21 protein-coding genes are annotated in these 25564 nt (G+C 40.6%); 4 read left to right on the forward strand and 17 right to left on the reverse strand.

The features are described from left to right. Positions 1–358 precede the first annotated feature (358 nt). The 16 genes from GWD08_RS06000 to GWD08_RS06075 all read right to left on the reverse strand — a co-directional run bounded on the left by GWD08_RS06000 (position 359) and on the right by GWD08_RS06075 (position 19397). The gene (locus tag GWD08_RS06000) at positions 359–1219 is read right to left on the reverse strand and encodes a DegV family protein (RefSeq protein ID WP_159564797.1); all 861 of its coding nucleotides are present in this window, start codon (positions 1217–1219) and stop codon (positions 359–361) included. A gap of 558 nt (positions 1220–1777) precedes the next feature. Beyond that, positions 1778–2260: a transcription elongation factor GreA gene (gene greA, locus GWD08_RS06005; RefSeq protein ID WP_159545605.1), complete on the reverse strand. Its 483-nt coding sequence runs from the start codon at positions 2258–2260 to the stop codon at positions 1778–1780. Between the two features lie 65 nt (positions 2261–2325). Further along, entirely contained in the window at positions 2326–3984 is a 1659-nt protein-coding gene (mltG, locus tag GWD08_RS06010; RefSeq protein ID WP_159561336.1) for an endolytic transglycosylase MltG, read from the reverse strand. A 103-nt stretch (positions 3985–4087) separates the two neighbouring features. Next, positions 4088–4579 (reverse strand): GNAT family N-acetyltransferase, encoded by a 492-nt coding sequence (locus GWD08_RS06015; protein WP_159564767.1) that lies wholly within the window; start codon positions 4577–4579, stop codon positions 4088–4090. 273 nt (positions 4580–4852) lie between these two features. Next, complete coding sequence (murC, locus tag GWD08_RS06020; RefSeq protein ID WP_159564769.1) at positions 4853–6184, reverse strand: UDP-N-acetylmuramate--L-alanine ligase; 1332 nt, start codon at positions 6182–6184, stop codon at positions 4853–4855. A gap of 39 nt (positions 6185–6223) precedes the next feature. Then, positions 6224–6874, reverse strand: a complete 651-nt coding sequence (gene zapJ, locus GWD08_RS06025; protein WP_159545613.1) for a divisome accessory protein ZapJ — start codon at positions 6872–6874, stop codon at positions 6224–6226. A 460-nt stretch (positions 6875–7334) separates the two neighbouring features. Continuing rightward, positions 7335–10427 carry a pilus expression-regulating Snf2 family helicase gene (locus GWD08_RS06030; RefSeq protein WP_159564771.1) on the reverse strand — a complete coding sequence of 1031 codons (3093 nt, stop codon included), beginning with the start codon at positions 10425–10427 and terminating at the stop codon, positions 7335–7337. 280 nt (positions 10428–10707) lie between these two features. Then, complete coding sequence (der, locus tag GWD08_RS06035; RefSeq protein ID WP_159550407.1) at positions 10708–12018, reverse strand: ribosome biogenesis GTPase Der; 1311 nt, start codon at positions 12016–12018, stop codon at positions 10708–10710. Between the two features lie 31 nt (positions 12019–12049). Then, positions 12050–12952 carry a primosomal protein DnaI gene (gene dnaI, locus GWD08_RS06040; RefSeq protein ID WP_159564773.1) on the reverse strand — a complete coding sequence of 301 codons (903 nt, stop codon included), beginning with the start codon at positions 12950–12952 and terminating at the stop codon, positions 12050–12052. Beyond that, a complete protein-coding gene (locus tag GWD08_RS06045) occupies positions 12953–14125 on the reverse strand; it encodes a replication initiation and membrane attachment family protein (RefSeq protein WP_159545621.1) in 1173 nt (390 codons plus the stop codon). After that, positions 14112–14603: a transcriptional regulator NrdR gene (gene nrdR, locus GWD08_RS06050; protein ID WP_159564775.1), complete on the reverse strand. Its 492-nt coding sequence runs from the start codon at positions 14601–14603 to the stop codon at positions 14112–14114. Before nrdR ends, GWD08_RS06045 begins: the two co-directional genes overlap by 14 nt. A 217-nt stretch (positions 14604–14820) precedes the next feature. Then, positions 14821–16311, reverse strand: a complete 1491-nt coding sequence (locus GWD08_RS06055) for a HAMP domain-containing sensor histidine kinase (protein WP_159545668.1) — start codon at positions 16309–16311, stop codon at positions 14821–14823. An 8-nt stretch (positions 16312–16319) separates the two neighbouring features. Continuing rightward, positions 16320–17006 (reverse strand): two-component system response regulator CovR/CsrR, encoded by a 687-nt coding sequence (gene covR, locus GWD08_RS06060; protein WP_159545625.1) that lies wholly within the window; start codon positions 17004–17006, stop codon positions 16320–16322. Between the two features lie 227 nt (positions 17007–17233). Further along, a complete protein-coding gene (locus GWD08_RS06065; protein WP_159545627.1) occupies positions 17234–17767 on the reverse strand; it encodes a YceD family protein in 534 nt (177 codons plus the stop codon). Between the two features lie 157 nt (positions 17768–17924). Beyond that, a complete protein-coding gene (gene htpX, locus GWD08_RS06070) occupies positions 17925–18818 on the reverse strand; it encodes a zinc metalloprotease HtpX (protein ID WP_159564777.1) in 894 nt (297 codons plus the stop codon). A gap of 24 nt (positions 18819–18842) precedes the next feature. Beyond that, positions 18843–19397 (reverse strand): LemA family protein, encoded by a 555-nt coding sequence (locus tag GWD08_RS06075; RefSeq protein ID WP_159545631.1) that lies wholly within the window; start codon positions 19395–19397, stop codon positions 18843–18845. Between the two features lie 138 nt (positions 19398–19535). On the opposite strand from GWD08_RS06075, the gene rsmG reads away from it, so the two are divergent. The 3 genes from rsmG (at position 19536) to ktrA (ending at position 22390) form a co-directional block, all read left to right on the forward strand. Further along, a complete protein-coding gene (gene rsmG, locus GWD08_RS06080; protein WP_159564779.1) occupies positions 19536–20249 on the forward strand; it encodes a 16S rRNA (guanine(527)-N(7))-methyltransferase RsmG in 714 nt (237 codons plus the stop codon). Positions 20250–20313: 64 nt separating this feature from the next. Further along, positions 20314–21705, forward strand: coding sequence for a TrkH family potassium uptake protein (locus GWD08_RS06085; RefSeq protein WP_269437423.1), 1392 nt, complete (start codon positions 20314–20316; stop codon positions 21703–21705). A 10-nt stretch (positions 21706–21715) separates the two neighbouring features. Then, complete coding sequence (ktrA, locus tag GWD08_RS06090; protein WP_159561320.1) at positions 21716–22390, forward strand: potassium uptake transporter gating subunit KtrA; 675 nt, start codon at positions 21716–21718, stop codon at positions 22388–22390. A gap of 190 nt (positions 22391–22580) precedes the next feature. Here the strand turns inward: ktrA and sstT are convergent, their stop codons facing one another. Then, positions 22581–23798 carry a serine/threonine transporter SstT gene (gene sstT, locus GWD08_RS06095; protein ID WP_159550087.1) on the reverse strand — a complete coding sequence of 406 codons (1218 nt, stop codon included), beginning with the start codon at positions 23796–23798 and terminating at the stop codon, positions 22581–22583. Between the two features lie 195 nt (positions 23799–23993). On the opposite strand from sstT, the gene brnQ reads away from it, so the two are divergent. Further along, positions 23994–25373 carry a branched-chain amino acid transport system II carrier protein gene (brnQ, locus tag GWD08_RS06100; protein WP_159564783.1) on the forward strand — a complete coding sequence of 460 codons (1380 nt, stop codon included), beginning with the start codon at positions 23994–23996 and terminating at the stop codon, positions 25371–25373. Positions 25374–25564 lie beyond the last annotated feature (191 nt).

Here is a 25564-nt window from a genome sequence, read left to right on the forward strand (position 1 = left end):
TTTAGTTTGAACTTACTCGTTCTTTTCTGTCCGCTGACAGATTTATTTTTGCTTTGACGGAGTCTATACTGCTTATAAACCCCTCTTCACTTTTTGGTTCGTCTTATTCAGTTCTCAAAGGTCTTTCTCCTCTTGCGAGGCAACTTCTTTATTCTATCAGGCTAAGCCAGGCATGTCAATATTTTTTCAAAAAATTTTCGGAAATAGTTTTGAAAACCATTCATACACAAATGACAGCTTTTTTAGTATATTGAAATCCGTTCTACCTGTCAAGTATTTACTTTCAAAAATCAGCAGTTCACATTTAGGCAATATAAAAAGGACTGAAAAAACTTGTTTTCAATTCCTTGAGATTGTATTAACGGGCTTGATGGCCAATCACAAAGACGGCTAAGGTATTAGGTCCAACATGGGCCGAAATGACTGGTCCAAGTGGCATCATAAGAACGTCACTGATGCCGTCTTGCGTCAGCAACTGCTCTCGTAAATTCTCGGCGCCGACTTGGTCGCTGGTATATGAGACGATGACTGTCGAATCGGCAATATCTTTTTCTACCTGCCCTACCATTTCTTTGATGGCTTTTTTGCGACCCCGAATTTTAGCGATGGGCACCAATTTCCCTGCAGCATCAATCCACAAAAGTGGTTTTATTCCAGCCAAACTGCCTATAAAAGCAGAGCTTTTTGACAAACGACCACCACGCATCAAGTGAAAAAGGTCATCCACCAAAAAATAGGTCCGCAAGCGAGGCAAGATAGTCTCAATATACTTTTTGGTAGCCGCAAGGCTTTTGCCGCTATCTCTGGCTTTTGCTGCTAAAATTGTCAAATAACCCTCACCTCCAGCTGCAGCTAGGGTGTCAACAATTTCGATAACAGCTTGTGGGTAGTCTTCTAAAACGATGTCACGCGCCATCATTGCACTCTGATAGGTCCCTGAAAGAACAGATGAAAAAGCAAGGTACAATAAAGCCTTATTTTGCTTGGCATGCTCACGAAAAACGGTTTCAAATTCTCCGACATTAATCTGACTGGTTTTGGGCTGGCTACCTGCTTTCATTTGCTGTAACAGATAATCGCTACTGAGGCGATTTGGCCCAACTGTTTCATAAATCTTACCATCACACTCAATGGTGAGGCCCATAAGTATGATGTCGTGCTCCTTGGCCCAATCCGGGTTCAAATCGGCAGTAGAATCTGTCATTAGGGTGAAGGTCATTCGTGTTTTTCTCCTCATGGCTTCCTTAATTTTAGTTTGATTGTCAAACCATTATGATGATATTTTAGCAAAAAAATATTATCTTGGCGAGTATAAATTCTCTCCTAGAGCTCTAGCATTCTGAAATGGTTAACGTATTAGATAGCTTTTACCGATTCAAAGGGATTCTACAGCTTAATGGCAAAGCTAACAAGGATAACTCTTATCTGATGTTATTGGTAATGAGTCCAAGATAATGGCTGGTCGATAGATGACTAAAAGCCTGGCGAGAGCAGTAGCTAACTGCCTTGATATTAAAAGCACATTCTTTACTAACAATTAGCTATTTTCTACTTTTTGTGAGATAGCTCGCTTTAGCAATCACGCTAAGAGGTACTAAAGCAAAAAAAAGAATGACCTTGGTAAGCACCTTTGGGCCCGTCCCTAGCATCATTCGTTTTTTCTTATTCAAAAAAATTCCCATAGGAGGCTTATCAGAATCTGCCTCCTATGCTTTCATAATCTTAGCCTATAGCATTGTTATTTTCTTCTGGCTGGCTTGTCCTAAAAAAGCATTTTTTAATGTGTTTTTTCAACTTTGACAATTTCGACTTCATAGGTAGCTGCCGGCGATTCGATGAAAACTTTATCACCAACTTTTTTACCAATCAATGCTTGGGCAATTGGACTTTCATTAGAAATTTTCCCGGAGAAAATATCTGCTCCTGCTGCACCAACAATATGATAAGTATCTTGATCATTTGTTCCTACTTCTTGCACAAGAACTGTTTTTCCAATAGCAACTTCGTCTTTTGCAACCGCATCGCTATCAATAATTTCAGCGTAACGTAGTTTGGTTTCAAGTGAGGAAATCTCCCCTTCAACAAAGGCTTGTTCGTCCTTAGCAGCATCATACTCAGAGTTTTCCGATAAATCACCATAAGAACGAGCAATTTTAATCCGTTCGACAACCTCAGGACGGCGGACTAATTTTAGTTCTTCGAGTTCTTTTTCCAATTGTTCTTTTTCAGTTTGGGTCATAGGATAAGTTTTTTCAGTCATAGCTTCTCTCATTTCTATTTCGTGTCAGAAACACAAACATGATGCCAAAGCATCATGTTTTGTTTTTACTGGATTTGATTATTCACATATTTTTGCACATTGGCAGAATGCTCTTCATAGGTTTCTGCAAAGTAAACATCCCCTGTTTTAACATTAGCAACAAAGTACAAGTAGTTTGTCTTAGCAGGGTTGATAGTAGCTTCAATTGCAGAAACACCAGGACTATCTACGGGACCTGGCATGAGCCCTGTATTTGTATAAATATTATAGGGCGATTTGATAGATGTGTCAATCCTTGCATCCTCAGCCAGAGTGGTTTTTTGACCAAGTTTATTCATCGCATACAAGATAGCAATATTTGATTGCAGTGCCATACCATTAGCCAAACGATTATTAAAGACACTGGCAATCTTACGGCGATCATCATCGGTTGAGCCTTCTTTTTCAACTAGCGAAGCTAGGGTTAAGATGTCATTAACATTTTTTCCACTAGCTGAGATGCGATCATAATAAGGCGCTAGCGTAGCGTCTGTCGTTGCAAGCATCTCTTCGACGACATCTTTTAAAGAGGATTCTTTATAATAATTATAGGTCGCTGGAAACAGATAACCCTCCAATTGATAGACAGCAAGGTCCTTTTTGGGTAGGTTAGCTAGGAGACGAGGATGTTTCTTGGTCATTTCCTGGATAAAAGCTGGATCTTGAATGAGAGCTAGGAAGTCATCTGCTTTAAATGGCGTCTTAGTCTTATCACCTTTGGCAATGGTATTTTTTTCCATTGCGCTAGCTATTTGCTTAATCGTATACCCTTCAGGAATCAAAATCTTACCCAAAGCAGGCTTGGTCGGCTCAGCCGTTCCTCCTTTTTGTAGGGCCTTAGCAATCTCCTCTAAAGACATGCTCTTTTGAAGATTGTAATAACCACTTTGGAAATTGCTATAATTCTTAAATTTCGAATAAAAACTAAAGACCGTGCTATTTTTAATCACGCCTTGTTTTTCAAGGATTTGACCAATCATCTTGGTACTTGATCCTACCGGAATCTGAACTTGGACATATTTGTCATCTTGCTTATCTAGTGGTTTAATTGCCGAGCGAACAAACAAGGTACCAAATAAAGCGGTCAAAAGTATCACCACAACTAAAGAAGTAATAATAGTCAGGGAAATTTTTTTAGCCATCCGATCCCGTCGCTGACGCTTAGATACAGTCTTTCTTCTCACACTATCCTCTTGTTTCATGTGCTGCCGCTCAGAATCAGCTAATTGCTGAGCCTGCATACTTGCTCCAGGTGTTGAAGTTGCTTGCTTTTTGGGCTGTTGCAAATGAGGGGACTCAGCTCCATATTGTTGACTTGGAAAAGGTCTTGTTTTTGAAGATACCTTTGCGGTTGCTTGCGCAGGAATCGCTGGACTGGTGGTCTTTGATGCTTCTTTTTGTTCTGCAGTTAATTGAGATGGGGCTTGAGCAGTTTTAGCTGCCTCAGGGACTTGCTGCTCTTTGAGTTGAGACTGATACTGCTGATAAAGTCGGACAGTTTCTTGCGTTGCTACCTGAGCTTCTCGCTCTTTTTCGCGCAGTTCCTCTTCTTTTAAGCCTTCTTGCCGTAGAGCTTTTTCTTTTTCTTTACGAATACGATTCGCTTTTTCTAGCTCTGCCAGAATCTGTTCTTTGAAGCTTAGTTGAGATTGAGATGTTTGCTCATCGTCATTAAAGTTGGCCAAGGCAAATCCTCCTAAATATAGTTAACCGCCATTATATCTTAAATGCTAGAGAAATGCAATAAGTTTCTTAATTTGTCACTTATTTTTAACACTGATGAATTCGTTACAGTGTGGCTGACTGCCAGAGCATGTCATACCAGATCGCTCCTCCATGGACGGAATCAGAAAGGCCCTGATTGACAAAGCCGTTCATTTCATAGTATGGAATCAAGTAATCGTGACAAGTTAAGATAATTCCCTGACATTTTTTAGCGACCGCCAAATCTTTCATCGCTGCTAGCAAAGCCATTCCCACACCTTGTTGCTGGAAATCAGGAGCGATGGAGAGGCTTGTCACTGCCACATAACCCTGTGTTGCTGGATTTAGTGGTGTCTGATGAAAGAGGTCATCTGTTAAGCGGGGTTCGGCAACTATCGGGCCTTCAATATAGCCAGCAAGCTGGTCCTTGATTATGGCTACTAGGAAGGTCTCAGGCAGACGCTCCAGCCGCTCACGTATCACTTCAGGGCTTGTAGCCTCTGCTGGAGAAAAGTTGGTTTGTTCAATCTGAACAATGGTCTCCCAATCAGCTATTGTTGCTTGTCTAATCAGCATAGTGTCCTCCTTAATATAGAAGAGAGGGAGTAAGAGTAAGGTCAGTTGGAATCACTGGCCTCCCCATACTCCCTAATCTTAAATCATGTTACCACTGTGGTCAGCTAAAACCAGAGATGCCCGGGTGGTACAGCCTAGGCAACTGTATCAGCAATAATTGTTTTTCTACTATTAGTAATACCTCCACCTAAAGGGAGCGGGTACACCCACCAAGTAAGAAATAGACATTTGCTTGCAAAGGTTGATAGTAACAAGTCTTTTAAAGTTGATCCATTATTGGGTGTTTTTGGTTAAATTAGCCAGTAATTCCTCAAATGAGCGTTCATAAAGCTGAATATCGCCTGCACCCATGAAAACATGGACTGCATTTTCATGGTCTAATAAGGGTGAGACATTGTCCACCGTGACCACCTTAACAGGTTTGCTAATTTTATCTGCTAAATCTTCAACTTTGACATCACCATGGTCAACTTCACGCGCCGAGCCATAGATTTTTGCTAAATAGACACTGTCAGCTTGATTTAAGGCCTGAGCAAAATCATCAAGCAAAGCAATGGTCCGGGTAAAGGTATGGGGTTGGAAAATGGCTACAATTTCTTTGGCTGGGTATTTTTGGCGCGCAGCGTCCAAAGTAGCGACAATCTCAGTGGGATGATGAGCAAAATCATCAATAATAATGGTATCATCTATTAATTTTTCCGTAAAGCGCCGTTTAACTCCACTGAATGTTTTCATGTGTTCTACCACTAATGTCATATCGATTCCCGCAGTGAAAAGTGTGGCAATAACAGCAGTTGCATTTAAAATATTATGCTTTCCATAGGTTGGAACGTGGAAATGCCCGATAACTTGGTCTTTGTGTTTAACAGAAAAATCCGAACCGTTAGTCGTTCGCCGAATATCACACGCCACAAAATCATTCTCTTTGGAAAAACCATAATAGTAGATAGGTGCTTTTGCAGTGATGCGTTTTAATTCCTGATCTTCGCCAAAAACAAAAAGACCTTTCGAAACTTGTTTGGCATAGGCATTAAAAGCATCAAAAACATCATCTAGACCAGTAAAATAGTCTGGATGGTCAAAATCAATATTAGTAATAATGGAGTATTCTGGATGGTAGGGCATGAAATGACGTTCATACTCATCTGCTTCAAACACAAAATACTGGGCATTGGCTGAACCGCGGCCTGTTCCATCTCCAATCAAATAAGAGGTGTCTGTAATATTGGCCAAGACGTGTGCTAATAAACCTGTCGTTGACGTTTTACCATGGGCGCCAGCCACACCAAAACTGGTAAAGTCTTTCATAAAGTCGCCTAAAAATTCATGGTAGCGCTTGAAGGGGAGATGGTGTTGAATCGCATACGCTAATTCTTGATTGTTATCTTCTCTAAAGGCATTACCAGCAATAATTTCCATTCCCTCGGTAAGATTGTCTGGACTAAAAGGCTTAATTGTAATTCCCGCTTGTTCTAAACCTCGTTGTGTAAAATAATATTTTTCAACATCGCTTCCTTGAACCTTATGGCCCATTTGGTGTAACATGAGCGCCAAAGCACTCATGCCAGAGCCTTTAATACCGATAAAATGATAGGTGTTAGACATAGTTACTCCTTCTTCTGTGAACTGTCTGTAATCGCTTTGTTACTGTTGCTGATTAAACTCATCCAAGCGGGTCAAGTTTAATTCTTGGGCAATCGTTTTTTCACGCTGCAAACGTCTTTCACGATTGTTATAAATTTGACTGGTTTTCAAAAAATCATAATTATTTTTTGTCGCCTTAGGCTTAGAGTCTGTTTGTGGTTCTTTATATTCTCGCGGAAGTTCTGCTAAGATATAAGCTTCTTGTCGTAACTTTTCTGAAAAGCGACTCCACTTGTTTTTTGAGCGTTGTTTGGGCGCTGTCTTACTGTCAACAGTTGGTTTGATTACAGCAGTATCGGCTTCTTTATTTTTTGGTCGCAAAGAAGAGGCTTGCTTTGAACTACTATAAGCCATTTCTTTGGCAAAATAAGCTTGACGCTTTTCTCGTATGTCTTGCTTGGCTTTTTGACGTGCTTGTTCGGCATAGGTACGCCCCTCATTTATCACATTTAACCGATCCTTGGGAAGGTTGGAACTATTATGCACATCTAAAAAACGATAGTCTTTAGTCACATCATCATACTGTTTATCCTGATAGGGACCATGAATATTGGTAATTAAGTCTTCATTTTCATATAATTGCATCATCTTTGATGCTTCAATAATCGGCTGATTATCAGCAATTACTGGGAATCGAGTGTTGTTTGGCATCACATCTTACCCTCCTATAACTTTCCCTATTATAAACTAATTACTATTATTTTTCAAAGTATTCTAAATAGAAATGCCTCTGATAAAAGGATTTACAATAAAAGAAAAGCTGGGCTGAGATGCCCAGACATAGTTGATTTTAAATACCCTCAGTCAAGAAAACAAAAGTTTGACTCTCTTGCACAAACAAAATCAAGGAGAATAGGAAGAACAGGCGATATTAAGACACACTTAGTGAAAGACCAACAAAGCAAACTTAGCTGTTACCAAACACTCAAGTCAGTTACTGAAAAACTGCTACTCTCTCATTTTCTACTTAATTAGCTGCTCTAGGTTGTGGATGATGTCACTGATTAAAGCTGCCATTTTTAGAAATGGGTTTGAATTTTTGAAACTATCAACTGCACTCACTTAGAATCTGCCTTGTGCTTTTTTGCTTAGCTCTAGCTCTTTTGCTGCCCTAAGAAGAGATGCCTAGAATATCTTTAATATCCTCAATACTCATGGAAGCTCGGCTTTCATTACCATCAAGCACCGTTGTTACCAAGTTTCGCTTGTCTTCTTGTAACTCCAGAATCTTTTCTTCAATCGTTCCTCGTGTAATCAACCGATAAACTTCAACATTTTCTTTTTGTCCAAGCCTGTGGGCCCGGCTAATTGCTTGCATTTCCACGGCCGGATTCCACCACAAGTCAATCAGTACAACTGTATCTGCCCCGGTCAAATTCAGGCCAACGCCACCTGCTTTCAAAGAAACAAGGAAAGTATCTTTTGAGCCACTATTAAAGGCCCGCGTCATTTCCTGGCGCTCATTGGCCGGGGTTGAACCTGTAATTTTATAAGATGTCAAGCCAAGCTCCTGCATTTCCTGCTCTGCAATATCTAACATCCCTCTAAATTGGGAGAAAATCAGAGCCCGATGACCATTTTCTTTTATTTGTGTTAAGAGCGTTTTCAGACTTTCTAATTTACCACTTTCACCTTGATAGGGCATAAAAAGACTTGGTGTATCACAAATTTGGCGCAGGCGCGTAATACCTGAAAGGATTTCAATTTTATGCCGGTTAATATCCACATCGCTGGAATGGCGAATGCGTTCTTGCATCTGGCGTAACTGTGCCAAATACAATGTTTTTTGAGCCTCGCTCATTTCATTGCTATAGGTCATCTCAATCAATTCAGGCAATTCTGGTAAGACATCTTCTTTTTTGCGCCGCATAACAAAAGGCTGAATATATTTTGCGACCTGTTTAGGCGTCCATTTGAGGAAATCTTTCTTATCTGGTAGTAAGCCTGGTAAGACCATTTGAAAAATAGACCAAATCTCCAATAGTTTATTTTCAATAGGCGTTCCGGATAAGGCAAAACAGTTGGTCACCGTAAATTGGCGCAAACTCTGCGCAATTTTTGTCTGGTCATTTTTTATCACTTGGGCTTCATCCAAGATGAGATAATCATAGTGCTTTTGTTGATACAATTCAAAATCCTGGCGAAACGAGGAATAGCTCGTAATCGTAACCGTATGATTTTCCAAAATCAGCTGATCACGCGTCTGCTTAAGGCCATAAGCTACCACTGCATCAACCTGCGGAGCAAACTTGGTGAATTCATCTAACCAGTTATAAAGCAAGCTAGAGGGGGCCAAAATTAAAATCTGCGATGACGCTTCAATTTTGCTCGTTAAAAAAGCGATTGTTTGTAAGGTTTTACCAAGGCCCATATCGTCTGCTAAGACACCACCAAAGCCATACTTATCTAAGGTCGACAGCCATTTGACACCGTGCAATTGGTAATCACGCAACTGAGCATTAACCTGTAAATCAGGCAAAGTATAGCGTTCAGGATGGGTAAGATCTGCGACCAAATGTTGTAAATCTTCTGAAAAATGCACAGAGGCTGTATCTGCAAATAACTGAGAAACCTGCATTGCTGAGACACCTTCCACTTGAAAATGCCCATTAAGTTGGCGTTTAGCCCGCAAGTCTTGGAGCGTTTGACTTACCCGTTTACTCTCCTCATCAAAAACAACCAGTTTACCTGTCTGGCTAACAAAATAAGGATCCTGGCTAAACAAAGCAGCCAAGGCAGCATCAATATCGCTTTCAACAATCTGTGAAAAATCAAAGGAAATGTCTAAAAGACCGCCCTTACGACTAATGGCTACTTGTGGAATTTCCAACAGGCGTTGTTTCTCAAGCCGCTCAGACACTACAACCTTACCAATACGCTGCCAATAGGGAATCGCTTGCGTAAATAGCTGATAAAGTTCTTGTGGTGATGCTAGGTGTTTGCGGGTTGCAAAGCCCGGCTTAAAGCCGTAAAACGCTAGCGCACGGTTGATTTTCTCTTCTTTTTTGAAGTGGCTAGCAAATGGAAGATGGACATGCTCGCTTTTGGAGGTTACCTGCACATCCCCGTAATCAAACGCCAAATTTAAGAGAAGCTCATCGTCATCTGCTTGATCCAGGAAAAAAGTAACCTGAAAATCGTGAATCAGAAAACTCTTGGGAGCCTCTACCCGACCTAGCTCCTGAAAATCAAGGAGACTAGCAGCCAGCTTAGCCTGATCATCCAAATCAAAATGAACATGCTTGGTCAAATCAGCTTCAATGGGCAAACTACGGATCGCAGAAACCATCTTGCGTTGTTTAAGGGTCAAATGATAAAAAGTATCATGATATAAAACATACTCATTATCAAAAAAATAGCTGTTATTTTTTTCCTTAATCTGGAGTTCAATAGCATTACGGTGAACCTCAACAATAAAGGTAAAAAGTTCCGCTTCCCCACTCAAAGGCAAGACCTCAAGATAATTATAGGTATGACTTGGTCCTTCAAAGGTAAAGTCATATAAATCCCGTAAGAGGTATATACCTTCTTCTAAAAAGCCACTTGGTAAAAAGAGATTGCGGCCATGGTTAGGAAAAACAACAGACTGTTCGCCCTTATCCGTTTGCGAAGCTAGTTTCCATAAAAAACGGATCAATTCCTGGCTTGGCGCATCAAATTGCACTAAAGAGAGCGGCTCAAAATAGTTTTTCCCAATTTGATAGTAAGCCTCTTTTTGCACTGCTGCTAAAAAAGCCTTAATATCACGAATGACATAAGAACGCTCATCAGGCAGCCGATTGATCTTGAGATTCCACCAAAAGTCAGCAGAAAATGGGCTTCTAACGCCTGTGGCACTTAGGCGATAATGTAGGGTATCATCTTCATTGACAGCTAAATTATCCAAAAATAAGCTCCCAAATGACGTTAATTTGCGCACTGCCTCTTTACTCTCAGTTTGGTGAGCCAATTGTTCAGATAAGACCTTCCCGTCCTGGTTGTTTTTTAAGTAATATTCCAAAGCAGCAATATGCTGGCAATAACCTTTACGTGCAAAAAAAGCACATTGACAATGTGTATTGACATCTTCATAACTATAAGCAACCGCTTCTTGATCTACCGTTGCTTGAATCGTACCATTTTTTTCACCTTCGACTGTCACCAGTCCTTGTTCATAAAGTTCAATTCCTTGATTGCGAATTTTACCAGGAATGAGTCGTGTCATATTTTTTTACCACCTCTTTACTTATCCCCTAATTATACCAAATTTAGCAGCATTTTTCTCAAAAAAATCTTCTTTCGCAAAAATCTGCCACAAATGTCTGATTCGCAATTGAGCTTATATCCTTTTTTATGACCTTACAACCTGTGGAGCCCCGCTGCTTGAGTAGCCCTGTCAAAAAAACCGGCTGACTCCCCAGCGAATCATCACGGCAAAGCTCACCGCTATTTTTTATGACAGCAAAAAAATCTGTATCGCTAAAGCAGTGATACAGATGGTTGATTTACTTGCGCTTGCGGGCAATCAGGTGGATTGGTGTCCCTTCAAAGGTAAAGGCCGCGCGAATTTGATTTTCAAGGAAACGCAGGTAGGAGAAATGCATCAATTCTTCTTCGTTAACAAAAACCACAAATGTGGGAGGTTTGACTGAAACTTGCGTTGCATAGAAAATTTTCAAACGCTTGCCCTTATCGGTCGGTGTTGGATTAATAGCAATCGCATCCATGATCACATCATTTAAGACCGCTGAAGGAATACGGCGATTTTGACTCTCACTGATGGTTTTAATCAGTGCTGGCAACTTGTTAAGACGCTGCTTGGTGAGCGCTGATACAAAAATAATGGGCGCATAGCTCAAAAATTGGAATTGATTGCGAATATCAGACTCCCAGTTAGCCACGGTATGATTATCTTTTTGGATAGCATCCCATTTGTTCACAACAAGGATGATTCCTTTGCCCGCTTCGTGAGCAAAGCCAGCTATACGTTTATCGTAATCTCGGATGCCCTCTTCGGCATTGATTACCATTAAAACAACATCAGAGCGATCAATGGCCCGCATAGCCCGCATGACCGAATACTTTTCAGTATTTTCATAAACTTTACCGGATTTGCGCATGCCAGCTGTATCAATCATGGTGTATTCTTGTCCATCTTGATCAGTGAAGTGGGTATCAATAGCATCACGGGTGGTCCCAGCAAGAGGACTTGCAATCACCCGGTCTTCACCAAGAATAGCATTAATCAAACTGGATTTACCAACATTGGGACGGCCAATTAAACTAAAACGAATGACGGAATCGTTTTCTACTGCTGTCTCAACAGGAAGTTTTTCAATCACAGCATCTAAAACATCTCCAGTACCAATTCCATGAACAGAAGACGTTGGATAGGGTTCACCTAAGCCCAGAGCATAAAAATCATAGATGTCATTGCGCATTTCAGGATTATCAACTTTGTTAACCACTAGAATCACTGGCTTATCGGTTCGATAAAGCATCTTTGTGACATATTCATCGGCATCTGTTATTCCCTCTTTACCAGATACGACAAAAACAATCACATCTGCTTCGTCCATCGCAATTTGGGCTTGGTGTTTGATTTGCTCCATAAAGGGCGCATCCACATCATCAATGCCCCCGGTATCAATCAAGGAGAAGCGCCGGTTAAGCCATTCTCCTGTTGTGTAAATACGGTCTCGGGTCACCCCTTCGACATCTTCGACGATAGAAATGCGCTCGCCTGCAATTCGGTTAAACAAGGTGGACTTGCCCACATTAGGACGGCCCACAATAGCAACTGTAGGTAAAACCATGATTCTCCTTTTAATAATCTTTACTTAAAAACTAACGCCGATTTACGCCTTCTAAATGAAATTCCTCTGCCAGGTAACGCACGCGTTCCATCACCCGCTTGGCCTGCCAAGTCTCATCATTGCCCTTAATGGTCGCCCATTTGCGCTCAAGATCTGCAAAGCTATAATTTGAAGTGAAAAAGGTCGGTAAATCTTCCAGCATGCGATATTGTAAGATAACTTGCAATACTTCATCTCGCACCCAGGAGGTCGCTTGCTCAGCTCCAATATCGTCCAATATTAACAAAGGCACCATTTTCACAGCATCAATTTCTTCTTTGACTCTGCCAGAAGAAATGGCATTTTTGACATCAATTGTAAAACTGGGAAAATGCAGCAGCGTTGTCGCAACCCCTTTTTGTTCAGATAATTCGCGGGCCAAGGCAGCCATGAAACAAGATTTACCAATGCCCATATCCCCATAAAGATAGAGGCCCTTTTGCCCGGCAGTTGGGTACTGCTCAACAAAATCCACAATTCGCATGACAGCGTCGCGACGGCTGGTATTTGTAATATCAATATCAGCCAGACGCACCTGCCGATAAGACTTTGGTAAATTAACTAAAGAAATGCGATTAGCAATCTGGGCTTTTTGTTGGGCTTCCTTAAGTGCTTTTGTTTCCCTATAGGAAACATCAGCATAGCCTTCATTCATCACTAAGATTGGTTCATAGCCCTTAGCAATATAAGACGGATCATTGCTGCGCACTTTCTGACGCTCTCCTAAAAATTGATTAAACTTTGACAAGCTAAGCATCATTTCAGCCTGGCTTAATTGGTGCTCTTTAATAAATGCAGCCACTTCGGGGTCAGATAAAATAGCTTGAATGATTTGGTCTTTATTAGCACTGTTCAAATGCTTTTGGCGTTCCATGGTCTTCCCAATTTTTTCCATTTACTCGTCACCTTTTTTTAAGTTTTCTAAACGTTTGAGCGCTTTTTGCTTGAAAGCATCAAGGGCAGCTTGCTCTTCTGGACTCGTTTGGTCTTGATAATTTGGATTGCTCCACGCTGGCACATTGGTTTTGGGTGCACTTTTTGGCGACGTTTTGCGGGCCTGCTTGCGTTCTTTAAAAGAGCGGAGCAATAAAATCGCCTCTTCGGCTGTCTTTACAGATTGATAGGAAAAATCATTAGCCATTTTCATGATGTAGGTTTTTTGCAGATTAGCCGATTTGGTTTTATTAAACGTATAAAGAACCATAACATTGATGACTTCGTCCAAAAAGTCCATTTTAGCCAGTGCTACGAGTACTTGCTTTTCATCCTTGGTTACTGTTGCCCGCCTGGTTTGTTTAATTGTTTCTAAGAAAGCAAGGGCAGTGTCTTTTTTGACTTCCTGTAAGACAATTTTTTCTGCTTTGGTAAAATCACTAGCCGGTGATGACTCGGTCTGACTTTTTTTGACTGCCATTCTTGTAGTCGCAATTTCATAGTTAATCGCAGTTGCTTTGGCTAACTGATAGGTATCAAACCAGGTCAACTGGTATTTTTCAGCCAAGGCATAGAGGGCAACGACATCTTCTTGTTCATTTTTAAAGCGCAAGCCATCACGCGCCATAAGGCGTTGAAAACTGTCTAGATCGAAATAAATGCCTTTTTTTTCACTTAGGTCTAGATTGCCAGCTTCGGTGCCAAATACATCTGAGAAGCGCTTTGAGAGTGATTTAGCTCTTGGTGGGACGGTCGGGGCTAATTCTTCTAGCGCTGCTTGGCCGATCTCTTTTTCGAGGAGACGCCGCAAAACAGCATTTTGCAAAAATACTTCACGGGACTTGGTCGCATTGACCTTAATCACATAATAGGATGGGTCTTGATAGAGTTCTAATAATTGCAAAGCTGTTAAAACAACGAGGGCCTCCTCTAGTTGGGTCATGCCCATCTGAAGATGGTTCAAGACCTGGCTAAATTTATGGCTTTTTTGGCCTTGATCACAAAATGCTGCAAAGTACTGGTAGACAGCGCTAGCACTAGCACCAATGATAGGGTAATAAAGCTGGATAAGACTATCTGAATCAAGCAGAATCCGATTGTTTTTGGCGTATCGAAAATCATCAATGGGTTTCATGTTCTGTACTACTCTTCTTTCCCCGAACGCGACTGGTGATCTGCTGGAGTAATGCTTCTATTTCATCCAAATCTTTGAAGCTTTTATAAACACTGGCAAACCGCACATAGGTAATCTCATCTAGCTCAGCTAGCTCCTCCATTACTAAATTACCAATCGCTGTGCTTGAGACTTCGTTTTCATAGTCCGCACGGACTTTTTGTTCAATTTTTGAGATGACATTTTCAATATCAGTACTTGAGACAGGGCGCTTTTGGGCGCTTTGAATCACGCCATTTAGGATTTTATCACGGGAAAATTGCTCGCGCGTCCCATCCTTTTTGATAACCAACAAGGGGAGCTCTTCAACACGTTCAAAGGTCGTAAAACGGCTATGGCATTTTTCACACTCACGGCGGCGCCGTATGGCATTGCCGTCTTCAGCCTGACGACTATCAACGACGCTTGATTTATGATAATTGCATTTTGGACAACGCATGCAAAAACACCCCAATTCTATCAGTTTAATCTAGTACTCTATTTTACCACATTTTAAGACATAACAAAAGAAAATTGGGCAAGGTGGTAGCGCAAGAACTGCTCAAAAAGCGCCTAACATAAAAACTATTCCACAGCTGCCTGATGGTTCGGACTGGTTGGAATAGTTTTTTAAATGGTATGAACCAAGCTGAGTTCAAGGACACGAGCTCACAGGACTAGAGTTTTTCTTGACTTAAAGGAATATACAAACTAAATGTTGTTCCTTCGTTAATCTTACTTTTAACTTTTAGTTCAAGATGGTAGCCTTCGATAATTTGTCGCAAAATGGAAAGCCCAATCCCTAAGCCCGCCTGAGTACTGGTCCGATTGCGAGACTTATCAGAGCGATAAAAGCGCTCAAAAATGTGATCAATGTCTTCTTCAGAGATGCCTTCGCCACGATCTCTTACTTCAAGCAGAGCTTTTTGATCAGCAGTCGTAGTTAACGTAATGGTTACTTTCTTTTCAAGGCGCGAATATTTCACTGCATTATCAATCAGAATCATTAAAGCTTGTTCAAAATGGTTTTTATAGATGACAGCGCGGGTTTGTCGCTGACTAGGCTGCCAAACAAAGTCAAAATCATTTCTTAAAACTTTAAAGTTACCAATAACGGTTTCAATAGAATTCTCAAGAATCGTCGTATCATCTTGATGTCCTTCAAAGCTACCTTGGACACGAATCATATCGAGCATATCATTAATCATGATTGCCATTCGGTCGGCTTCATGAGCAGTTGCGGTCAGGCTCTCTTCAAGAATGGCACTGTCATCTTTTCCCCAACGTTGTAATAAACCGATATGGCCCTTAATAATCGCAACTGGGGTGCGCAACTCATGACTTACATCACTGATAAAACGCGATTGTAACTGGGTGTACTTTTCCACTTTATCCAGCATGGTGTCAAAAATTTCAGATAGTTCTTCAATTTCATCGCCAGACTTAATGTCAGAGCGGAGGTCCAAATTATTCGGATTTTCAGAGATGTTTCGCATGACATCATGTAAATTTTGGAGTGGCTCCAAAAATTTGATAGTAGAAACATAAATAATAATGTAAGCTAAGCTTGTTCCGAAAAATTCGACCATAAGCAACCAAAGTAGGAGACGGGCCCGGATGACATAGTAGTCTTCTAAGTCTTGATAGACCTGGACATAGCCTAAAAACTTATGTGATTTCTTCGAATAGACTTTCTCTATCAGGGAATAACCACGGTACTGATTTTCAACCCTGTCATCAAAGACTTTGCCAATCGGGCCAGACATATCATAGGAAGTCTCAGTAGGATCCGTTGTGAAAATCAATTGTTTTTGGGGATTGTAAAGGTAAATTTCCTGGTTAACATCAATAGTATTAGAAATATCACGTTCATCAATGACAATTCTTTTGCCACTATGCTTATCTTGTTTGATATGCAATAGCCCATCTGTATAGAGGATTTGATTAAGATTGTCATATGAAAAATTAGAGTCCACCTGCGACAGACGAACTCTAATGACATTTACCACTTGTGTCAATGACTGCCGCTCTTTTTTCAAAAGAAAATAGTTCGTAGAATAATAGGCAATCAAAGTAAAACCAGAAAAAATACAAAAGAATAGTACAAAAAAGAGATTAGATAAACGTTTTGGTAGCGATTTCTTTAGATGCTGTTTCTGATTTTTTATTAGCATAGCTATTTCTCACGTATCACATAACCCATACCACGTACGGTTTGAATATAGGATTCCCGTCCAGGCATGTCAATTTTCCCACGTAAATAACGAATGTAAACATCCACAACGTTTGTTTCGACAGCTTCGTCATACTTCCAGACATTAGAGAGTAATTCTTCGCGCGTCATCACACGGTTCATATTGGTCATCAAAATACTCAACAAATCGTATTCGCGCTTTGTTAACGAAATTTCATCGTCTCCACGGTTAACCGACCGGTTTTGTGGATTAAGTACCAAATCACGGTAGATACCTTGATTTGGTGATTTTTTATCTGTCTCTATATCTTGACGACGAAAGATTGCGCGGATGCGTGCTAACAATTCTTCGATAGCAAAAGGCTTAACAATGTAGTCATCTGCTCCACGGTCTAGCCCCGCAACCACATCCATAATGGAATCACGTGCTGTCATCATCATAATGTAGGTTGTCTTTTCTGCCTGCAAGCGCCGAGTGATTTCAAAACCATCCATCTCAGGTAACATTAAATCTAAAAGGATAAGATCAAAATCTTTTTCAAGAGCTGTTTCTAAGCCTTCGCGACCATTATCTTCGACGCATACTTCATAACCTTCGTGCTGCAATTCTAGTGAAACAAATCGTGCGAGATTTTTTTCATCTTCAATAATGAGAATTTTTTTCGTCATATCTTCCAATCCTTGTTTATAATAATTTTTCTTCTCTAATGCTTAAAAGAATATAGAAAGGGTGCAACATTTTAGAAATCGGCTCTCTTTTCAACTTGGTCATTCCTTCAAAGACCTCACTAAAAGCAACTCTAAACAGCTTTTAAGAGCCATTATACAAGTATGAGTATACCAGAGCCTACCATTTTTTTCAATCAAAAAATTACAAATATCTTAAATAGTCAGTTTTATTCATCAAACATCCCTTCTAGGCTTGCAAACGGATTATTAGCCGCTTCTTTTGCCGCCTTTAGAGATTGGTACTGATTTTCAGTCATTACAGTCCAATCTTGACCCGAAGGCAATACATCGGAAGCCTCTTCTGCGGTAGACAATACTTGCAAAGGAATATTAAGAAGAATATTGTCAATAACGCTGTCCACTAGATGAATCTGATCTGATTCTAAAATCATGACCAAGTTTTCTTCAACCATGTCTGCTCGAGCCTGTGATTCAGCTGCTTCAATAAAAAGCTCTTGAACGTCTTCACTAAAGGGCAAGGGCACATCAACCATGGACCGACTTGAAGGCAGTGTAATCGTATAGCTCATGTGATATTGCAACAAGTAAAGGCCATTCTCATAGCGAACAAAGCCCTCTACTAAAGGTTTTGTTATCGCCCGAATATCCTTGTGACGTTGCATAATAGCAGCGCTAATATCCAGCTCTTCTTGAAAAGAAATACCCTGGGGATGTTTTTTTATATCTGATAGCAGTAACATTTTCCTCTCCTAATAAAACTCTAATTTATTTTTACTATTATTTTTATCGTTTGTCAACTGATTTATATGAAAATTTCTGATAATTTTTTGTTACAAAAAGATTTCTTATTAAAATGGTCCAAAAAAGAGTTTGATTGGTGTCAAACTCTTCCATACTTTACATATGACGCAACCGCTCAATGCGATCAGCAATCGGTGGGTGGGTACTAAATAAGTTAGCAAAGCTTTCTTTTTTCCTTGGTTCGCTAATGTAAAGAGCGGCACTCGCATCATCAACCGGATAGGCCATTGGCTGGGACTGCTCTAACTTTTGTAAAGCTTTAATCATTCCTTCTGGATTACGCGTTAAGGCGACTGAGCTCGCATCTGCCAGATACTCTCTTTGCCGAGAAATGGCCATCTGTACGAGGGAGGCAACTAGCGGTGATAAAATCAATGACAAAATGGAAAATACCATTGCAAAAATGCCTAAAGAACTATTATCACGATCATCGCTGCGCCGTCCTGAACCGCCATACCACATCATTCGTCCAGCAAGGCCAGAAATTAAGGAAATCGCACTGGCTAGGGCAACAGCAATTGTCGAAATTCGAATATCATAGTTACGGATATGGCTAACCTCATGGCCAATGACACCTTCTAGTTCCTCACGGTTCATTAAGGCTAAGAGGCCACTGGTAGCCGCGACAGCTGCATTTTGTGGGTTGGATCCTGTAGCAAAGGCATTCAGTGACGGATCATCAATGATATAAACCTTGGGCATCGGGATCTGAGCGACTAGCGCCATGTCTTCAACAATATGATAGAATTCAGGTGCTTGATCTGCTGTAATTTCCCGCGCATTATTCATCCCCATCACTACCGCAGTTGATTGAAAAATCATGCTAAAGGCATAAATACCACCCAGTAAAAGGGCCATCACTAGACCAAACTGATAATTATCTAAAAAGTAATAACCAGCAGCCGCGCCAATCCCCGCTAAGAGAAGAAAGAAAGTAAGAATTAGAATAACCGTTTTACGTTTATTTTGTGCAATTTGTTGATAGAGCATCTGACCTCCTCAAACTTTAGGTGCTTAAAAATCAAATGTGACTGTCGGCACTTCTTTTTCTTTTGCCGGTGTTTGGAGAAACTCACTTGGTTTAAAACCAAACCATTTGGCGACAATATTAGATGGAAAGCTTTCTAACTTTGTATTATACTGTGACGTTGTGGTATTAAATAGCTGACGCGAATAGGCAATTTTATTTTCGGTGTTGGTCAACTCATCTTGAAGTTTAAGAAAGTTAGTATTAGCCTTCAATTCAGGATAATTTTCAGCAACAGCAATTAAATTAGCCATTTGCTTGGTCAATGCATTTGAAGCCTCCATTGTTGCAGCAGGTGTTGTCGCATGCGTCACTTGCGAACGTAATTGTGCAATTTTTTCAAAGGTTTTTTCTTCATAAGCAGCATAACCCTTAACCGTTTCAATTAAGTTTGGAATTAAGTCATTGCGCCGCTTTAATTGCACATCAATTTGGCTCCAAGCTTCCTTAGTATGCATCCGACTACGCACTAAGCCATTGTAACTTGTCATGAGCCAGAGCGCCAGTAAAACGACAAAAATAATGATAAAGATTGCTAACATTGGACTTCTCCTTTAGTATAGTGACTTCATTATAACAATTTTAAAGGCAATAGCAAGTTTTCTCATTCAAAATCAATCACCAGTTGGGATTAATCTTATTTTATGTTAAAATAGAGAAAAATTGAGATGAGGAAATATATGCCCCCAGAAATCTTTTACCAATTACTCCAACAATCCAGTATCGTTCTAAGTGACCACCAAAAAAAGCAATTCCAAACTTACTTTTCTCTCTTAGTCGAGTGGAATGAAAAGATGAACTTAACAGCGATTACAGAGCTAAATGAGGTTTACCTCAAGCACTTCTACGATTCCTTAGCTCCTATCCTTCAAGGTCATATCACTAATCGCCCGCTGAAGTTACTCGACATTGGCGCCGGAGCAGGTTTTCCCAGTTTACCCATGAAAATTGTCTACCCAGAACTTGAGATCACCATTATTGACTCTCTGAACAAGCGGATTACGTTCTTACACCATCTAGCACAGACCATAGAGTTAGAGGGCGTTCATTTTTACCATGGCCGAGCAGAAGACTTTGGGCAAGATCGAAGCTTTCGTGGTCAGTTTGACCTAGTAACTGCGCGAGCTGTCGCCCGAATGCCTGTCCTTGCAGAATTGACCATCCCCTTTTTAAGAATCAAAGGCCAACTCATCGCCCTAAAATCCCAAGCAGTTGATCAAGAACTAACCGATGCAAAAACTGCACTAACGACTTTGTTTGCACAAGTTGTCAAAAACCATGCTTATCAGCTGCCAAATGGCGATGCACGCTTTATCACTGTTGTTGAAAAGAAAAAAGAAACACCCAAACAATACCCAAGAAAAGCTGGCTTACCCAACAAAAAGCCCCTATAATAGCTAAAAGGCTGAGAAAATACTTAGCTTTTTTAAGTTTTTTTGATACTATTAGGATGAGATTATTTTTGGAGAAACAATGAAAACATCAGTATTACGAACCTTATCAGTTACTCAGCGCCTAACGATTAGCTTTGCTGTCGTTATTTTGGTTGGTAGTATCTTACTGGCCCTGCCAATCTCTCACTATCCCCATGCCCCAGCAGCCTCTTATATTGATCACCTTTTCACAACTGTGTCCATGGTTTGTGTGACTGGCCTTTCGGTTATTCCTGTAGCTGATTTATATAATGGTTTTGGCCAGGTGGTTGCTATGTTTTTGATGCAAATCGGTGGACTTGGTCTCGTTACCCTGATTGCTATTAGTACTTTTGCTCTCAGGCGAAAGATGGACTTAGCCGGACACAACCTCCTCCAGTCAGCACTTAGTCGCAGAGATAGTAAAAATCTAAAGGGCTATCTCTATTTTGCTTATCGAATGACATTTATTTTCGAATTTCTAGCTTTTTTAATTATCGCTACAGATTTTGTTCCTCGCTTTGGCTGGAAACACGGTCTCTTTAATGCGCTTTTCTTAGCAATTTCTGCTTTTTGTAATGCAGGATTTGATAATTTTAGTACAAATAGCCTAACAGCCTTTGTCTTAAATCCGACCATCAACTTCACCTTGGCCTTTTTAATTATCGCGGGAGGTTTAGGCTTTGCTGTCTGGATTGACTTACTCTCTAACGTCCAGCGCTATACTATTGAAAAACCCCGTTTTACTGGTCGTTTCTACCGAAAACTATCCAATGAAAGTCACTTAGTTATTCAAACCACACTCTTTTTGCTAGCTGCTGGGACCTTACTGACTTGGTTTCTTGAGCACAATAATGTTAAAACTATTGGTCATTTCACTTTGCCCCAGCAATTAATGGTTTCTTTCTTTCAGTCTGTCACCATGCGGACAGCAGGATTTGCTACCATCTCATATACCGATGCCCTCTCACCGACCAACCTCGTGTATATGATTCAAATGCTAATTGGCGGAGCGCCTGGTGGAACGGCTGGAGGTGTCAAGGTCACCACAGCAGCTATTGCCTTTCTATTATTTAAAGCCGAGGTATCTGGTCAATCCGAAGTCACTTTTGAACACCGGATTATCAAGAGCAAGACTATCAAACAAACCATGACCGTATTAATTTTTTACTTTTCTTTTCTTATCTTAGGTTATTTGATTCTGCTCACTGTTGAACCTGGATTAGAACCAATTCCTTTATTATTTGAATCCATTTCAGCTATTGCTACAGTCGGGGTCTCAATGGAAGTCACACCTTTTCTCTCGATTATTGGCAAAATCATTATTATGATTTTTATGTTTGTTGGTCGTGTCGGCCCAATAACGGTCCTCATTAGCCTCATGCAACGAAAAGAAAAAACTGTACATTATGCCAGCACAGATATTTTAGTTGGCTAAAGGAGTAATTATGTCAAAACGAAAAACCTTTGGCGTCCTTGGTTTAGGAATTTTTGGACGTACTGTCGCTCGTCAACTGAGTCAATTTGACCAAGATGTTATTGCCATTGATAAAAATGAAAGCCATGTTAATGAAGTCGCAGATATTGTAACAAATGCAGCCGTTGGCGATATGACTGATCAAGCCTTCTTGATGGCTGTGGGGCTTGATCAATGTGACGTGGTCGTAGTGGCCTCAGGTAATAACCTGGAGTCATCTGTGCTTGCCATCATGCATAGCAAAAAACTAGGTGTACCAGTCATCATGGCCAAGGCTAAAAATAAAATCTATGAAGAAGTTTTATATGGTATTGGCGCAACCAAAGTCATTACCCCAGAACGCGACTCCGGCAAACATTTGGCGTCAAGCTTACTCAAGCATCACATTGAGAGCATTATCTATCTAGAACATGGCATTTCAATGATTAATTTTGTTATTCCAAAAACTTGGGTTGGCAAAAATTTAACCGAACTAGATGTCCGCCAAAGATACGAATTAAATATCATCGGCCTACGCTCCAAAGATGAAAATAACTTACACATTAATATTAATCCTCTGGATCCATTACCTGAAAATGTTATCCTAGTTGGAATCGCCAATGATCATACATTTGAGCGTTTTGATTATTTACGGCAATTAAAATAAAAAAAGAGCAACACTTTAAATGGTGCCGCCAAGTGTCAAAGAGAAATCCTCACACTGCTAACGCCATTCAAAGTGTTACTTTTTTGCTTCTTAGCAACTGTCGTTGATAAGAGATCTAGATAAACAGCTAAGCCCAAAAGAAAGGCTAGACAGTTGGTTCTTAGGCTTACTAAGCGCCCCTCTACAAACATCAGCGAGTCTGTTTTTCTAACCAAAAGGCATTTTCTGCTACGGCTGTAAATAAAACATCTGTCGATGAATTTAAAGCTGTCTCACAAGAATCCTGAATCACCCCAACAATAAAACCTACACCCACAACCTGCATGGCCAAATCATTTGGAATGCCAAACAAACTACAAGCAAGCGGAACGAGTAAGAGCGAACCACCAGAAACGCCTGAAGCTCCGCAAGCTGATATAGCCGCCACAAAACTCAACAAAATAGCACTTAGAAAGTCCACTTCAATGCCAAAAGTATTAGCCGCAGCCAGTGTTAAAATATTAATGGTTACAGCTGCCCCTCCCATATTAATCGTTGCCCCGAGAGGAATCGACACAGCATAGGTATCCTTATCAAGCCCTAATTTTTCACATAATCTCAGATTAACGGGAATATTGGCTGCTGAGCTGCGCGTAAAAAAGGCTGTGATCCCTGACTCACGCAGGCAAGTCAAAACTAGTGGATAAGGATTTTTACGCATCACAATAAAGGAAATCAAGGGATTAATAACCAAGGCCAAAAAGCTTATCGTCCCGACCAATACTAGAATCAAGTAGGCATAGCTTTTAAGAATGCCAATACCATTATCAGCGATCGTTGAAAAAACAAGCCCCATAATCCCAAAAGGAGCCAAATGAATTAGCCAAACCACTAGCTGGGAGGTGACCTCAGCACTGGCCTTAACAAGACCTTTGATTTCTTTAGTGCTGGTCCTTAGGGCAAAGCCAAATAGCAGGGCCCAAAAGAGGATCCCCAGATAGTTTGCACTGGCCAAAGCGCTAATGGGATTATCGACTAATTTTAAGAAAAGATTTTGAAAAACTTCTACAATCCCTTGGGGAGGCTTAAGTTCAGCCGAAGCAGCCTTTTCCAGCTTTAGCGTTAATGGAAAAAGGTAGTTAACCAAAACCGCAACAAAGGCGGCAGCAAAGGTTGCTAACACATATAAGATGACAATCAAGGACATGTGGGTTTTTTGGTTGGCTTTTTGATGGGAAATCGCTTGCGCTACCAGTGCAAAAACCAAGAGTGGAGCAATCGCCTTAAGCCCTCCAACAAAAAGCTGCCCCAACAGACCTATCAGGTGAAAGCTAGGAAATACTAATCCAAGTAGGATACCGATGCTAACACCAATGGCAATTTTCTTAATCAAACTTGTTCGTTTCCAAGTTCTCACAACACGTTTCATGGTGGCTTTGCTCCTTTTCTGTAAAAAAATAATATGTTTTTTATGATAATATAAAAGCCAACTATAGTCAACGAGGTCAAAACTTTCTAAATTTTCTAAATACATTGACTCCCTTTCATTTCTTCGTTATAATAGCATACGTATGCTTTAAATGGCATCTAAGGATGTTATTATAATTACCTGGAAGGATAATCTATGTCACGCAAAAAAATCTATCTCATCATTGGCTTTATGTTATTTGCCCTTTTTTTTGGAGCAGCTAACCTGATTTACCCAGCATATCTTGGTTTATATGCCGGAAAACATTTAGCCTTAGCTATCTTAGGCTTTTGCTTAACAGGTGTCTCTTTGCCCCTGCTTGGTGTTATTGCCGTCTCAAAATCAGGAGCTAGTGATGTTGAAAATATGGCTCGACCAATTTCAAAAACCTATGCCCTTGCTTACTCAGCCCTGCTTTACCTATCCATTGGTCCTTTTTTTGCTATTCCTAGAACTGGGGCTACCTCTTACTCAGTTGGCATCACCCCCATTTTAGGGGAACGGTTTTGGATAAAGGCACTCTATGCTGTCCTTTTCTTTGGTCTGTCCTATTTATTAGCGATCAAGCCGAGTAAGTTAGCTGATCATATTGGCAAAGTCCTAACACCAACGCTACTTGTGGTTATCACTATTTTAGTGATTGCGTCATTTATGCACCCTGCTGGTGGACTTGGTCAGGCCTATAATGTGGAAGCAACCATTGCTGATTCTTTTAAAGACTTCCCTTTTATGGCTGGTCTCATTCAAGGCTATGGTACAATGGATGCCTTGGCTTCTCTTGTCTTTTCAATCTTAGTCATCGAAGCCAGTAAGCAATTTGGGGCTAAAACATCCAAAGAAGTGTCTCATCTAACAATTGTCTCTGGTCTCATTGCTATTTTTTTACTGGCCCTAGTCTATATTTTTGTCGGCCGTATTGGTGCAACGTCCCAATCACTTTTTCCCTTTGCCAACGGACACTTTTTAACAAACGGTAGCCCAATTAATGGTGGCGACTTATTAAGCCACGCTTCTAAATTTTATTTAGGAAGTATTGGGCAAATTTGCTTGGCTATTGTTATTTTTCTCGCTTGCCTAACAACAGCTACTGGTCTAATATCTTCTAGTGCAGAATTTTTCCACAAACTGTTACCAAAAGTCTCCCACATCAGCTGGGCCACCATTTTCACTCTGGTTTCTGCCTTCTTTTACTTTGGCGGCTTAAATGTGATCATCAAGTGGTCTGCCCCTGTACTCTACTTGCTCTACCCTTTGACGATTGCACTTATTTTCTTAGTTTTGAGTAACCAAGTTTTCCAAAATGATCCTCTGGTCTATCGCTGGACCATTGGCCTAACAGCTATTCCTGCCACCTATGATGCCCTAGCAAACCTATCTACTATGACAGGGCTCTTCGCCCTACCAAAGGGAATCGTAACTTTCTTTACAAGCATCGTTCCTTTGGGCAAATTTGCCTTAGGTTGGCTAATCTTTGCGGCCCTAGGTTTTGTGATTGGCTATATCAGACACAAGCAAAGCCTAAAGCTACAGTCATAAATGTAAAAAGAGATGAGGGCCTTGTGATCCACACAAGGCCCTCTTTTTTGAGATTTCTAGTTTCCCACCAAATGCCTGAGAATCACTTTTTTCTAGCAGCTTTAATTACTATAGTAAAAAATCACAAGGACAAGTTTGTCAAGACAAGCCTGTCCTTGTGATTTGAGCAATTTTATCATTCATCGCCTTTA

This window comes from Streptococcus halichoeri (assembly GCF_009870755.1).
GTDB classification, from domain to species: domain Bacteria; phylum Bacillota; class Bacilli; order Lactobacillales; family Streptococcaceae; genus Streptococcus; species Streptococcus halichoeri.